The 13,821-nt window shown below is 66.9% G+C and carries 16 protein-coding genes; all 16 read left to right on the top strand.

All coding sequences use genetic code 11. The features are described 5' to 3' along the window. Positions 1-116 precede the first annotated feature (116 nt). The 16 genes from aspS (at position 117) to pal (ending at position 13,817) form a co-directional block, all read left to right on the top strand. Positions 117-1,865, top strand: a complete 1,749-nt coding sequence (gene aspS / locus HGB51_RS06480; protein ID WP_070206999.1) for an aspartate--tRNA ligase — start codon at positions 117-119, stop codon at positions 1,863-1,865. An 85-nt stretch (positions 1,866-1,950) separates the two neighbouring features. Then, the gene (locus tag HGB51_RS06475; protein ID WP_070206998.1) at positions 1,951-2,286 is read left to right on the top strand and encodes a DNA primase; all 336 of its coding nucleotides are present in this window, start codon (positions 1,951-1,953) and stop codon (positions 2,284-2,286) included. A 20-nt stretch (positions 2,287-2,306) separates the two neighbouring features. Then, a complete protein-coding gene (locus HGB51_RS06470; RefSeq protein WP_070206997.1) occupies positions 2,307-2,828 on the top strand; it encodes a GNAT family N-acetyltransferase in 522 nt (173 codons plus the stop codon). 97 nt (positions 2,829-2,925) lie between these two features. After that, complete coding sequence (locus HGB51_RS06465) at positions 2,926-3,558, top strand: esterase/lipase family protein (RefSeq protein ID WP_070206996.1); 633 nt, start codon at positions 2,926-2,928, stop codon at positions 3,556-3,558. Between the two features lie 54 nt (positions 3,559-3,612). Beyond that, entirely contained in the window at positions 3,613-4,344 is a 732-nt protein-coding gene (locus tag HGB51_RS06460; protein ID WP_070206995.1) for a YebC/PmpR family DNA-binding transcriptional regulator, read from the top strand. A 14-nt stretch (positions 4,345-4,358) separates the two neighbouring features. Further along, positions 4,359-4,880, top strand: a complete 522-nt coding sequence (ruvC, locus tag HGB51_RS06455; RefSeq protein ID WP_070206994.1) for a crossover junction endodeoxyribonuclease RuvC — start codon at positions 4,359-4,361, stop codon at positions 4,878-4,880. Between the two features lie 10 nt (positions 4,881-4,890). Then, the gene (gene ruvA / locus HGB51_RS06450; protein WP_070206993.1) at positions 4,891-5,478 is read left to right on the top strand and encodes a Holliday junction branch migration protein RuvA; all 588 of its coding nucleotides are present in this window, start codon (positions 4,891-4,893) and stop codon (positions 5,476-5,478) included. Between the two features lie 47 nt (positions 5,479-5,525). Next, the gene (locus tag HGB51_RS06445) at positions 5,526-7,445 is read left to right on the top strand and encodes a potassium transporter Kup (protein ID WP_070206992.1); all 1,920 of its coding nucleotides are present in this window, start codon (positions 5,526-5,528) and stop codon (positions 7,443-7,445) included. Between the two features lie 63 nt (positions 7,446-7,508). Continuing rightward, a complete protein-coding gene (gene ruvB, locus HGB51_RS06440) occupies positions 7,509-8,549 on the top strand; it encodes a Holliday junction branch migration DNA helicase RuvB (protein ID WP_070206991.1) in 1,041 nt (346 codons plus the stop codon). Continuing rightward, positions 8,539-8,970: a tol-pal system-associated acyl-CoA thioesterase gene (ybgC, locus tag HGB51_RS06435; RefSeq protein ID WP_070206990.1), complete on the top strand. Its 432-nt coding sequence runs from the start codon at positions 8,539-8,541 to the stop codon at positions 8,968-8,970. The genes ruvB and ybgC overlap by 11 nt, the downstream gene beginning before the upstream one ends. A 10-nt stretch (positions 8,971-8,980) precedes the next feature. Continuing rightward, positions 8,981-9,760, top strand: a complete 780-nt coding sequence (tolQ, locus tag HGB51_RS06430) for a protein TolQ (protein ID WP_070206989.1) — start codon at positions 8,981-8,983, stop codon at positions 9,758-9,760. A 23-nt stretch (positions 9,761-9,783) separates the two neighbouring features. Continuing rightward, on the top strand, positions 9,784-10,212 hold the full coding sequence (gene tolR, locus HGB51_RS06425; protein ID WP_070206988.1) for a protein TolR: 429 nt from the start codon (positions 9,784-9,786) through the stop codon (positions 10,210-10,212). Next, on the top strand, positions 10,202-11,260 hold the full coding sequence (gene tolA / locus HGB51_RS06420) for a cell envelope integrity protein TolA (protein ID WP_070206987.1): 1,059 nt from the start codon (positions 10,202-10,204) through the stop codon (positions 11,258-11,260). Before tolR ends, tolA begins: the two co-directional genes overlap by 11 nt. A 39-nt stretch (positions 11,261-11,299) precedes the next feature. Next, a complete protein-coding gene (locus tag HGB51_RS06415; protein WP_070206986.1) occupies positions 11,300-11,794 on the top strand; it encodes a cell envelope integrity TolA family protein in 495 nt (164 codons plus the stop codon). A 121-nt stretch (positions 11,795-11,915) separates the two neighbouring features. Continuing rightward, on the top strand, positions 11,916-13,238 hold the full coding sequence (gene tolB / locus HGB51_RS06410; protein ID WP_070206985.1) for a Tol-Pal system beta propeller repeat protein TolB: 1,323 nt from the start codon (positions 11,916-11,918) through the stop codon (positions 13,236-13,238). A gap of 63 nt (positions 13,239-13,301) precedes the next feature. Continuing rightward, positions 13,302-13,817, top strand: coding sequence for a peptidoglycan-associated lipoprotein Pal (gene pal, locus HGB51_RS06405; RefSeq protein ID WP_070206984.1), 516 nt, complete (start codon positions 13,302-13,304; stop codon positions 13,815-13,817). Positions 13,818-13,821: the final 4 nt, after the last annotated feature.

The raw sequence follows: 13,821 nt of genomic DNA, 5'->3' as shown, positions 1-13,821 counted from the left end.
CGGCCAGATCAAGCCCATGTGACCATCCGGATTTGCCCCAACGGGTCGCCGGCCGCAGAATAACGGGCTGACCGGTGCCGCCTGGCGCCGGCAATCTCCTGCGGAGCTTTACCCCCATGCGTACCCACTTCTGCGGCCTGGTCGACGAGACCCTGATTGGCCAGACTGTCACCCTCGCCGGCTGGACCGACGTTGCCCGCAACCTGGGCGGCGTGTGCTTCATCGATCTGCGCGATCATGAAGGCATCGTGCAGGTGACCGTGGAGCCGGAGAACGGTGAAGTGTTCGCCGTGGCCGCCAGCCTGGGCTACGAGGACGTTCTGCAGGTGGAAGGCGTGGTGCGCAAGCGTCATGCGGTAAACGACAAGATCAAGACCGGCCAGGTCGAGATCGTGGCCACCCGCATCACCGTGCTGAACAAGGCCGAGCCGCTGCCGTTCCACGCGCACGAGAACCCGGGCGAGGAAACCCGCCTGAAGTACCGTTACCTGGACCTGCGCCGCCCGGAAATGCAGCGCATGCAGCGCACCCGCATCAAGCTGGTGCAGGCGCTGCGCCGCCACCTGGACGCCACCGGCTTCCAGGACATCGAAACCCCGATCCTGACCAAGGCCACCCCGGAAGGCGCGCGCGACTTCCTGGTGCCGGCGCGCATGCACCCGGGCGAGTTCTACGCACTGCCGCAGAGCCCGCAGCTGTTCAAGCAGATCCTGATGGTGGCCGGCTTCGACCGCTACTACCAGATCGCGCGCTGCTTCCGCGACGAAGCCCTGCGCGCCGACCGCCAGCTGGAATTCACCCAGCTGGACATGGAATTCGCCTTCGTGCGCGAGCGCGACGTGCAGGACTTCGTGGAAGGCATGATCCGCGCCATCTTCAAGGAAGTGGTGGACGTGGAGCTGGCCGCCAGCTTCCCGCGCATGACCTGGGCCGAGGCGATGCGTCGCTATGGCTCGGACAAGCCGGACCTGCGCATCGCGTTGGAGCTGGTGGACGTGGCCGAGCTGGTCAAGGCCAGCGAGTTCCCGGTGTTCGCCAGCGCCGCCGCCGACCCGGACGGTCGCGTGGCCGCGCTGCGCATTCCTGGCGGTGCCAGCCTCTCGCGCAAGCAGATCGATGAATATGCCGCGCACGCCGCCAAGTACGGCGCCAAGGGCCTGGCCTATATCAAGATCGCCGAGAACGGCGAGGTCAGCTCGCCGATCGCCAAGTTCTTCAGCGAAGACGCCTTCGCCGCGCTGGTCGCGCACGTCGGTGCCGGCAACGGCGACATCGTGTTCTTCGGCGCCGGTGGCTACAACAAGGTGTCCGACTTCATGGGCGCGCTGCGCCTGAAGGCCGGCAAGGACTTCGGCCTGGTCGCCGACGGTTGGGCGCCGCTGTGGGTGACCGACTTCCCGATGTTCGAGTACGACGACGAAGCCCAGCGCTACGTCGCCCTGCATCACCCCTTCACCGCTCCTGCGGTGGACGACATCGCCGACCTGCGCGCCAACGCGAAGACGGCCGTGTCGCGCGGCTATGACATGGTGCTGAACGGCAACGAGATCGGCGGCGGTTCGATCCGTATCCACCGTTCGGACATGCAGAGCGCGGTGTTCGAACTGCTCGGCATCGGCGCCGAAGAGGCCGAAGCCAAGTTCGGCTTCCTGCTCGACGCGCTGCGTTTCGGCGCACCGCCGCACGGTGGCATCGCCTTCGGCATCGACCGTATCGCCGCGCTGATGGCCGGTACCGAATCTATCCGCGACGTCATTCCGTTCCCGAAGACCACCGGCGCGCAGTGCCTGATGACCGGCGCCCCTTCGCCGATCCCGGACGAGCAGCTGGCCGAAGTGCACATCCAGGTCCGCCCGAAGAAATAACCTCATGGTCCGCCTTCGCGGAACATGCTCCCACGCGTAGAGCCGGGCTCTGCCCGGCTGCCTTTATCCATCAGGAGATCCAGAAATGTCCGACGTTGCGTTCGTAGTGGAATGGGAAAAGCTGGGCAATGAGGGCAGCGATGCCAACCTGGTGACCGAGCGCGCCCGCGTGTTCGGCGGCTGGCTGGTGCGCGTGGGTACCAACCCCGCCGCGATGGCGCTGACCTTCGTCGCCGATGGCGAAGGCCGCTGGGACGGTGAGGACTTCGGCGTCGAGGATTACGAAGACGACGAAGAAGAAGGCGACGAGGAAGACGAAGAGTACGAAGAAGGCGAGGACGACGAGGAAGAGGACGAGGAGTACGAGGAAGAGGACGAAGACGGCGAAGAAGAAGACGCCGCCAAGGGGACGCAGGCCTGAGGCCTGTCCCGCACCCGTCCATGTACACCATCCGCCGCGCCGGCCCCGAAGACGCACCGACCTTGTCGGTGCTGGCCACCCGCACCTTCGTGGAAACTTTCGGCCACCTGTACCCGCCGCAGGACCTGCAGGATTTCCTCGCCGAGGCCTACGCGGTCGACCGCCAGCAGGTGATCCTGTCGCACCCCGATTACGCGGTGTGGCTGCTGGAACGCGACGGCGTGGCCGTGGGCCATGCCGCCGCCGGCCCCTGCGGCCTGCCGCATGAGCAGGTGCAGGCCGGCGATGGCGAGCTCAAGCGCCTGTACCTGATCAAGGACGAACAGAGCAGCGGCTGGGGCAGCCGCCTGCTGGAAACCGCGCTGGCCTGGCTGGAACGCGACGGCCCGCGCACCCTGTGGCTGGGCGTGTGGTCCGAGAATTTCGGCGCGCAGCGTTTCTACGCCCGCTACGGCTTCGAAAAAGTGGGTACCTACGAGTTCCCGGTCGGGCAGGTGAGGGATCTCGAGTTCATCCTGCGCCGCAATCCGCAGGCTTCCTGAACGCCTCGCCGCGGCTTCACCCGCCGTTCGTCAGTCCATCTGTCTAATTGGGCCGTCTCCTACTGCTGGAACGGTTCGCACCGGCTACGCTGCCCCCATGAATCCCCCCGTTTTACTGCTGCATGGCATCTGGAATGCCCGCGCCTGGGTCGGCCCGTTGGCCTGGCGCCTGCGCGCGCGTGGCTTCAGCGTGGACACCTTCGGCTATGCCAGCGTGTTCGGTGGCCCCGACGTGGCCGTGCCGCAGCTCCTGCAGCGACTCAAGGACAGCGGTCCGGTGGCCCTGGTCGGGCACAGCCTGGGCGGCCTGGTCGCGCTGGAGGCACTCCGCCGCCAGCCCGACCTGCCGGTCTCGCGGGTGGTCTGCCTGGGCTCGCCGCTGCGCGGCAGCGGCACCGCCCGTACCCTGGCCGAACATGGCTGGTCGGCGGCGCTGGGTCGCAGTTCGGACCTGCTGCTGGACGGCCTGCCGGACTGGCAGGGCAGGGCGCAGGTCGGGCTGATCGCCGGCTCGGTGCCGCACGGCCTGGGCAGCCTGCTGGGCGCCATCGGCGAGGCCTCCGACGGCACCGTGGCGCTGGACGAAACCCGCCTGCCGGGCCTGGCCGACCACTGCGTGGTCGCCGCCAGCCACAGCGGCCTGGTGTTCTCGCCCGACGCTGCCCGCCAGACCGCCGCCTTCCTGCGCGACGGCTGCTTCCGCCCGGACCGAACCGCCCACGCCGCCTGAGCGGCCGATCAGGTAGAATCCGCGCCCTGTTCCCACGCAAGCACGGAAACACCCATGGGTAGAGGCCCTTCCATCGAAAACCGCAAAAACGCGTCTGACGCGAAGCGCGGCAAGATTTTCACCAAGATCATCCGCGAGATCGGCGTTGCCGCGCGCGGCGGTGGAGGCGACCCCAACAACAACCCGCGCCTGCGCGTGGCCATGGACAAGGGCCTGGCCTCGAACATGTCCAAGGACGTGATCGAACGGGCCATCAAGAAGGCCACCGGCGAGCTGGAAGGGGTGGAGTACGAAGAGATCCGCTACGAGGGCTATGCCCCCGGTGGCGTGGCCGTGATCGTCGACTGCCTGACCGACAACCGCGTGCGTACCGTGGCCGATGTCCGCCACGCGTTCAGCAAGTGCGGCGGCAACATGGGCACGGAAGGCTCGGTGTCGTTCATGTTCAAGCGCGTGGGCGTGCTGCACTTTGCCGGCGGCGCCAACGAAGACGCGGTGACCGAGGCGGCCATCGAGGCCGGCGCCGATGACGTGGTGGTCTACCCCGAGGACGGCGCCATCGACGTGCTGACCGCGGCCGACATGTACCACGCGGTCAAGGAAGCCATGGAAGCGGCCGGCCTGAAGCCGGACCACGCCGAACTCACCTTCCGCGCGGACAACGACATCAAGGTCGAGGGCGACACCGCCCTGCAGGTCAAGAAGATGCTGGACATGCTGGAAGACCTGGACGACGTGCAGGACGTGTTCTCCAACGCCGACCTCGGCGCGGACGCCTACGCCTGACGGCGTAGCCCGGCATGATCCGCATCCTCGGCATCGACCCCGGTTCGCAGCGGACCGGGGTCGGCATCATTGACGTCGACCCGTCCGGCAAAGTGGTGCACGTGCACCACCTGCCGCTGGTGCTGCTGGGCGCGGACGACTTCCCGCAGCGGATGAAGCTGCTGGTGCTGGGGCTCAACGCGCTGGTGGAGGAATACCGCCCGCACGAAGTGGCCATCGAGAAGGTGTTCATGGCGCGCAACCCGGACTCGGCGCTGAAGCTGGGCCAGGCGCGCGGCGCGGCGATCTCGGCGGTGGTCATGCGCGACCTGCCGGTGCACGAGTACGCGGCCAGCGAGATCAAGCTGGCGGTGGTCGGGCGCGGCGGGGCGGAAAAGCAACAGGTCCAACACATGGTCGGGCTTATGCTCAACCTGAAAGCCAAGCTGCAGGCCGACGCCGCCGACGCGTTGGCCGTGGCCATCACCCATGCCCATGTACGGGCGACGGCGCAGCGTCTTGGGGTCAATGCCCGCCAGGCCTGGAGCCGGAAATGAGGACATCTGCATGATTGGTCGTCTGCGTGGGATCCTGGCGTACAAGGCGCCGCCGTGGCTGCTGATCGACGTCAACGGGGTCGGCTACGAGCTGGAGGCGCCGATGAGCACCTTCTACGACCTGCCGGACCTGGGCCGCGAGGTGATCCTGTTCACCCACTACGCGCAGAAGGAAGACAGCGTGTCGCTGTACGGATTCCTGCGCGAGGGCGAGCGCCGCCTGTTCCGCGACGTGCAGAAGGTCAGCGGGATCGGCGCGAAGATCGCGCTGGCGGTGCTGTCGGGGGTGAGCGTGGACGAGTTCGCACGCATGGTGCAGGCCGGCGACATCACCGCGCTGACCCGCATTCCCGGTATCGGCAAGAAGACCGCCGAGCGCATGGTGCTGGAGCTGCGCGACCGCGCGGCCAACTTCAGCGGGGGCGGCGCACCAATTGCCGGTGCGATCGGCGCCGACCCGGTTTCCGAAGCTACCGTGGCGCTGCAGCAGCTGGGCTACAAGCCGGCCGAAGCGGCGCGCATGGCGCGCGATGCCAACAGCGAGGGCGACGATGTCGCCACCGTGATCCGCAAGGCCCTGCAGGCCGCGCTGCGCTGAGCGCGCGCGCCTGACCTTCCCAACGACCGACATCCGCCCGGAGTCCCATGTCCAGCTCTTCCACCCAGCACGATAACGGCCACGCCGGGCATGGCCATGCGCCGGCCGCCGGCGGCCTGGCCCTGATGGTCGGTGCGATCGGCGTGGTGTTCGGCGACATCGGCACCAGCCCGCTGTACACCCTGAAGGAAGCCTTCTCCGAGCACTACGGGCTGGTCGGCAACCATGACACGGTGCTGGGCGTGCTCTCGCTCGCGTTCTGGGCGCTGATGCTGGTGGTGACCCTGAAGTACGTCACCATCATCATGCGCGCCGACAACGACGGCGAGGGCGGCATCATGGCGCTGATGGCGCTGACCCAGCGCACCATGGCCAACGGCTCCCGCTCTGCCTATGTGGTCGGCATCCTGGGCATCTTCGGCGCCTCGCTGTTCTTCGGCGATGGGGTGATCACCCCGGCCATCTCCGTGCTCGGCGCGGTGGAGGGCCTGGAAGTGGCCGCGCCCGGGCTGCATGCGTTCATCGTGCCGATTACCGTGGTGGTGCTGCTGGCGGTGTTCGCGGTGCAGCGCTTCGGCACCGAGCGGATCGGCAAGCTGTTCGGCCCGATCACCTCGGTCTGGTTCATTTCGCTGGCCGCGATCGGCATCTGGAACATCGTGGACTCGCCCGAAGTGCTGAAGGCGTTCAACCCGATCTGGGCGGTGCGCTTCTTCATGGAGCATGGCTGGCACGGCGTGTTCATCCTGGGTGCGGTGGTGCTGGCGGTGACCGGTGGCGAGGCGCTGTATGCCGACATGGGCCACTTCGGCGCCAAGCCGATCCGCCACGCGTGGTACTTCTTCGTGCTGCCCTGCCTGGTGCTGAACTACCTGGGGCAGGGCGCGCTGGTGCTCAACAACCCCGAAGCGGTGAAGAACCCGTTCTTCGAAGCGGTGCCGGAGTGGGCGCTGTACCCGATGATCGTGCTGGCCACCATGGCCGCGGTGATCGCCTCGCAGTCGGTGATCACCGGCGCGTTCTCGGTCTCGCGCCAGGCCATGCAGCTGGGTTACATCCCGCGCATGCGGATCACCCATACCTCGCACGACACCATCGGCCAGATCTACATCCCGGGCATCAACTGGGGTATCGCGGTGATGGTCATCGGCCTGGTGCTGGCCTTCCGCAGCTCGTCCAACCTGGCGGTGGCCTACGGCATCTCGGTGTCGGCGACCATGCTGATCGACACCCTGCTGCTGGCCCTGGTCGCGCGCGCGCTGTGGCCGACCTCGCGCTACTGGATCATTCCGCTGTGCGTGGTGTTCTTCATCATCGACCTGGGCTTCGTGATCGCCAACGGCGCCAAGCTGCTGCAGGGCGCCTGGTTCCCGGTGGTGCTGGGCATCGTGTTGTTCACCATGATGCGCACCTGGCGGCGTGGCCGCGAGCTGCTGCGCGATGAGATCCGCAAGGACGGCATCCGCCTGGATACCTTCCTGCCGGGGCTGATGCTGGCGCCGCCGGTGCGCGTGCCGGGCACGGCGGTGTTCCTCACCGCCGACCCCTCGGTGGCCCCGCATGCGCTGATGCACAACCTCAAGCACAACAAGGTGCTGCACGAGCGCAACGTGTTCCTGCACGTGGAGACCCTGCCCATTCCGTACGCGATGGAAGGCCAGCGGCTGAAGATCGAGTCGGTGGGCGATGAGTTCTACCGCGTGTTCGTGCGTTTCGGCTTCATGGAGACCCCGGACGTGCCGCTGGCGCTGATGCGCTCGTGCGACCGGGGCGGGATCTACTTCGACCCGATGGACACCACCTTCTTCGCCAGCCGCGAGACCATCGTGGCCACCGCCAACCGCGGCATGCCGATCTGGCGCGACAAGCTGTTCGCGCTGATGCACCGGAACGCCGCGCCGGCGACCGGGTTCTTCCGGATTCCGGGGAACCGCCTCGTGGAATTGGGCGCGCAGGTCGAAATTTGACGGGGAGCCGGCCGGCGGCCGGCACTACGCCGAATTCGCGTCTTTTTGCCTCATAATCGGGAAATGACCGACGACCGCATCATTGGCGCCGGTGCCACCCGCGAGGATGACACCACCGACGCCAGCATCCGCCCCAAGCGCATGGCCGACTACCTTGGCCAGGCGCCCGTGCGCGAGCAGCTGTCGATCTACATCGAAGCGGCCAAGGCCCGCGGCGATGCGCTCGACCATGTGCTGATCTTCGGGCCTCCGGGCCTCGGCAAGACCACCCTGAGCCATGTGATCGCCAACGAGCTGGGCGTGGCGCTGCGGGTGACCTCCGGGCCGGTGATCGAAAAGGCCGGCGACCTGGCCGCGCTGCTCACCAACCTGCAGCCGCACGACGTGCTGTTCGTGGACGAGATCCACCGCCTGTCGCCGGTGGTGGAAGAAGTGCTGTACCCGGCGATGGAAGATTTCCAGATCGACATCATGATCGGCGAGGGCCCTGCGGCGCGCTCGATCAAGATCGACCTGCCGCCGTTCACCCTGATCGGCGCCACCACCCGTGCCGGCCTGCTGACCGCGCCGCTGCGCGACCGCTTCGGCATCGTGCACCGGCTGGAGTTCTACACCCCCGAGGAGCTGACGAAGATCGTCAGGCGCTCGGCGGCGATCCTCGGCATCGACTGCACCGCCGAGGGCGCGGCGGAAATCGCGCGCCGTTCGCGGGGCACCCCGCGTATCGCCAACCGGCTGCTGCGCCGCGTGCGCGACTACGCCCAGGTCAAGGCCAACGGGCATATCGACCAGGACGTGGCGCAGGCCGCCATGCAGATGCTGAAGGTCGACCCGGAAGGCTTCGACGACCTCGACCGGCGCATGCTGCGCACCCTGATCGACTATTTCGACGGCGGCCCGGTCGGCGTCGAATCGATGGCGGCGGCCCTCTCCGAGGAGCGCGGCACGCTGGAAGACGTGGTCGAACCCTACCTGATCCAGCAGGGCTTCCTGGTGCGCACCGCGCGCGGCCGCATGGCCACCCACAAGGCGTACCGCCACCTGGGCCTGAAGCCGAAGAACCCGCCGGCCGACCTGTTCGCGGAGGTCCCCGATGCCGGTTGACGCGCGGTTCAGTTGGCCGACACGCATATATTGGGAAGATACCGACGCTGGCGGCGTGGTCTACCACGCCCGCTACGTGGCCTTCATGGAACGGGCACGCACCGAATGGATGCGCGCGCTGGGGTATGGCCAGGAACGCACCCGCACCGAGCATGGCCTGGTGTTCGCGGTCCGGTCGATGACCCTGGAGTTCCTGAAGCCGGCGCGGCTGGACGACGCGCTGTTGGTGACCGCCACGCTGGTGCAGTGCAAGCGCGCCAGCATGGTGTTCGAACAGGCGGTGTGTCGCGGCGATGAAACGCTGCTGACCGCGCAGGTGAAGATCGCGGCATTGGACGCCTCCACATTCAAACCGCGCGGCATGGACGATGCACTCCACGCCGCGCTGAAAACCCACGCCATTCAAACAGCCGCACTTTGAGGAACAACGGATGATCGCAATGCTTTTGGCCCTGCAGGCCACGGTGGTCGAAGCGCTGCCGCAGGAAGTCACCAGCGCCGCGTCGCAGACCGTCGCCCAGGCCGCGCACGGCGGTGGCATCAATTACCTGGACCTGATGATCAAGGCCAGCCTGCCGGTGAAGATCATCGTGCTGCTGCTGCTGGCCGGTTCGTTCATCAGCTGGGTGATCATCTTCCGCAAGGCGCGCGTGTTCAACGCCGCCAACCGCGAGGCCGACGAGTTCGAAAGCCGCTTCTGGTCCGGTGCGGACCTGGGCAAGCTGTACAGCGCCGCCACCGACCGCAACCGCAAGGTAGGCGGGCTGGAAGCGATCTTCGAAGCCGGCTTCCGCGAATTCACCCGCCTGCGCGACAAGCGTCGCCTGGACGGCCGCGCCCAGCTTGAAGGTGCCCAGCGCGCCATGCGCACCACCTACACCCGCGAAGTGGATCAGATGGAGCGCAGCCTGGAGCTGCTGGCCAACATCGGTTCCACCGCGCCGTACGTGGGCCTGGTCGGCACCGTGTTCGGCATCATGGTGACCATGCACGACATGATCAACAGTGGCGAGCAGGCCGGTATCGCCTCGGTCGCCCCGGGTATTTCCGAAGCGCTGTTCGCCACCGCCATCGGCCTGTTCGTGGCGATCCCGGCGGTGTGGGCCTACAACCGCTTCACCACCCGCGTCGAGCGCCTGTCGGTCCGCTTTGAAACCTTCGCCGAAGAGTTCAGCTCGATCCTGCAGCGCCAGTCCGCAGGCGACGAGTAAGCGCCCAGCACAAGGACTCTGCCATGACCGCTGCCATCGGCCGCCGCAAGCGCCGCAAGCTCAAATCCGAAATCAACGTCGTGCCGTACATCGACGTCATGCTGGTGCTGCTGATCATCTTCATGGTCACCGCGCCGCTGCTCACCCTGAGCTTTGAAGTGGACCTGCCCAGCTCGCAGGCCAAGGCCCTGGAAAGCAAGCAGGACCCGGTGATCGTCTCGGTCCGCCTGGACGGCCAGCTCAGCCTGAAGCTGCCCGACGCCAAGGAACCGGCGCCGTTGGAAGCCGCCGAACTGCAGGCGCAGCTCGGCGCGATCGCCGCGCAGGACAAGAACCTGCGCGTGATCGTCGCTGCCGACAAGGCCGTGGCCTACGAAAAGGTCGTGGCCGCCATGGACGTGATCAAGCGCGCCAACGTGGAAAAGGTGGGTCTGGCGACCGATGCAAACTGACGTCCTGCCCCCGCAGCGCCAGCCCGAGGAACAGTGGGGTCTGCCGATCGCGCTGGCGATCCTCGTGCATCTGCTGCTGGCGCTGGTGTTCATCGCCGCGTGGCTGTGGTCGCCGCAGCGTTCCACGGAAGCGGCAGCAGGCGACCCGGCGATTGAAGCCAGCCTGCAGCTGAGCGCCTCGGAGGCTGCTGCTGCACGCCAGGCGCTGCGCGCCTCGGAAAAGCTGCCGGATCTGCCCGAGCCGGTGGCCGAGCCGATTCCGGTGGAAGAAGACACCGTGCCGCCGCCGCAGCCGCTGCCCGAACCGCGCCCGCAGGATGCGCCGACCCCGCAGCAGCAGAACGCCCAGGAACGCATCGCCCAGCCCGACACGGTCGACCAGGCCGCGGTCAACGCGATGTCGATCTCGGCCGAGAAGGCCAAGCAGGAGCAGGAAGCCAAGCGCCGCCAGGAGCAGATCGACCTGACCGAGCGCAAGCGCGTGGAAGAGGCCGAGCAGAAGCTTCGCCTGGCCAAGCAGCAGGAAGAGGCCGCACAGAAGAAGAAGCTGGCCGAGCAGGAGCAGAAGGCCAACGACGTCAAGGCTGAAGCCGAGCGCCAGAAGAAGATCGCCGAGATCCGCAGCCGCCGCGAGGCCGCCGAGAAGGAAGCCAAGCTGGCCGAGCAGAAGCTGCGTCAGCTCGCCGCCGCGCGCGCGGCCACTGGCCAGTCCACTGCCGGGGCGACCGGCGCTGCGCAGCCGGCCGCCGGTGGCGGCGGCACCAGCGACGACCTGCGCGCCAAGTACGCGGCCGCGATCCAGCAGAAGGTGCTGGCGTCCTGGACCCGTCCGGACAATGTGCCGTTCGGCCAGCGCTGCAAAATCGAAATCGTGCAGCTGCCCGGCGGCAACGTGAGCTCGGCCAAGGTCAGCCCGGACTGCCCGTTCGACGAGGCCGGCCGCCGCTCCATCGAAGCGGCGGTGCTCAATGCGCAGCCGTTGCCGTACCGCGGTTTCGAGACCGTGTTCGCGCGCCAGCTCAACTTTACCTTTACCGCCCAGGATTGATGACGCAAGATTCGCCGTCGCCCTGATCCTGCGTGGACCATGAACCAGCCGTATCGTGGGCTCTCCTTCGCGTTCGTCGTCATTGCAGCCGCTTTCGCGGCAGGTGCCGTAGCCGCGAAAGCGGTAGAGCCGCGCCCCATTGCAACGGCAGTGGCTCCCGCTGCCCAAGCCATCCCTGCCGCCGGTACTGCGTTGTCTCCCGCGGAAATGCAGGCGCTCGTCACCGAGTACGCGAACGCGATCAGGAAAAAGGTCGTCGATCAGTGGATTCGCCCCGCCTCTGTCCCGCTTGGGAGCCCCTGCAGGGTGCACATCCGCCAGCTTCCCGGCGGCCGCATCGTTACCGTAGACGTCGATCCAGCCTGTCCATACGATGCGCCGGGGCAGGGCTCGGTAAAGAGCGCCGTCTGGAACGCCAGCCCGTTGCCCTACTCAGGTTACGAGTCCGTGTACCAGTACAGGATTGCCTTCACCTTCGTCGCCGAGGACTTGGAAGAGGGTGCAAAAGGTCAGGTGACGGCACGAGAGCGTTAACGGCACGTGATGTTCGAACAGGCAACCACTCGGATTTCACACCCGGTTGGTTCATCATTGCGAAACGGTTCACCGCCGTGCTGATATCCCTCGTTCTGGTTTTCCCCCCAATAGAGCGCCCATGAAGAAGATGCCTCGCTGGTTTGCCGTGTTCGCGGTCTTGTTGCTGCTGCCTTTTGCCGCCGTTGCGCAGCAGAGGGGCCTGGATATCGACATCATCGGCGGCAACGCCTCCGCGCTGCCCATCACCGTGGTGCCCATGCCCTACCAGGGCTCGGCCGCCGCCCCGCAGACCGACGTGGCCTCCGTGGTCCGCGCTGACCTGGAGCGTTCCGGCCAGTTCCGTACCCTTCCCGAAGCCCAGATCGTTGAAAAGCCGACCCGTGGCAGCGAGATCCAGTTCGCCACCTGGCGCGCGCTGAAGCAGAACTACATCGTGGTCGGCCGGGTCATGGACGCCGGTGCCGGCGCCTACCGGGTCGAGTACGAGCTGTACGACGTGCCAAAGGGCGAGCGCCTGCTCGGCCTGGCCATGACCGCCCGTGGCAACGCCATGCGCGATGTCGCCCACCAGATGGCCGATGCCATCTACGAGAAGATCACGGGTGTTCGCGGCGCCTTCTGGACCCGCATCGCCTACGTCACCGCCAGCGGCAAGGGCGATGCCATGCGCTATGCGCTGATGGTGGCCGATTCGGACGGCTACAACCCGCAGACCATCGTCCGCTCGGCCGAGCCGCTGCTGTCGCCGTCGTGGAGCCCGGATGGCAACCGCCTGGCCTATGTCAGCTTCGAGCGTGGCAATTCGGCGATCTACATCCAGAACATCTCCACCGGCGCCCGTGAACTGGTCACCAGCTTCCGTGGCATCAACAGCGCCCCGTCGTTCTCCCCGGACGGTCGTCGCCTGGCCCTGTCGCTGTCGCGCAGCGGCAACCCGGAAATCTACGTGATGGACCTGGGCAGCAAGCAGCTCACCCAGCTCACCAACCACTTCGCCATCGACACCGAGCCGACCTGGAGCGCAGACGGTTCCAGCGTGTACTTCACCTCGGACCGTGGCGGCCGCCCGCAGATCTACCAGGTGCCCTCCACCGGTGGCAGCGCCTCGCGCGTGACCTTCCAGGGCAACTACAACGCCACCCCGAGCATCTCCTACGACGGCAGGAAGCTGGTCGTGGCGCAGGGCAGCGGCAACACCTACAAGATCGCGATGATGGACAGCAGCCTGGGCTCCCCGCGCTGGAGCACGCTGTCGCCGGGCTCGCTGGACGAGTCCCCGACCTTCGCTCCCAACGCAAGCATGGTGCTGTATGCGGCCCGCGAAGGCGGCCGTGGCGTGCTGTATGCGGTGTCGGCTGATGGGCGCGTGCGCCAACGGCTGGTGCTGGCTGACGGTGATGTTCGCGAACCTTCGTGGTCGCCATACCGTACAAAGCGCTAACAGAGTGTTAAGATCCGCACGTATTCATCCCACATCCGGCTTTAGGAGCCTCAAAGGTATTTCATGAACAAGACCTCCCGCGTTTTGCTTGTCTCCCTGTTGTCCGTGGCCGTCCTGGCCGGTTGCTCCAAGAAGGTCAAGGAAGCTCCGGAAGCTCCGGTTGACACCGGCAGCACCACCCAGCCGACCGGCCCGTCGACCTCCGGCCTGTACGGCCCGGGCGACCTGGACACCGACGCCTGCCTGCGCCAGCGCGTTGTGCTGTTCGACCTGGACCAGGAAGCGATCAAGCCGGAGTTCCAGGCCCAGATGGCCTGCCACGCCAAGTACCTGCGTGACCGTCCGTCGGCCCGCATGACCCTGCAGGGCCACACCGACGAGCGCGGTTCGCGCGCGTACAACCAGGCCCTGGGCGAGCGTCGTGGCAATGCCGTGTCGTCGGCCCTGCAGGCCAACGGTGGTTCGGCCAGCCAGATCACCGTCGTTTCCTACGGTGAAGAGCGTCCGGTCTGCACCGAGTCGAACGAAGGTTGCTGGTCGCAGAACCGTCGCGTCGAAATCGTCTACACCGCGCAGTAATCCA

It is taken from the genome of Stenotrophomonas bentonitica, from assembly GCF_013185915.1.
Taxonomy (GTDB): domain Bacteria; phylum Pseudomonadota; class Gammaproteobacteria; order Xanthomonadales; family Xanthomonadaceae; genus Stenotrophomonas; species Stenotrophomonas bentonitica.
Note: the sequence above shows the minus strand (reverse complement) of the source record. Positions and strands in the feature narration are given on the sequence as shown.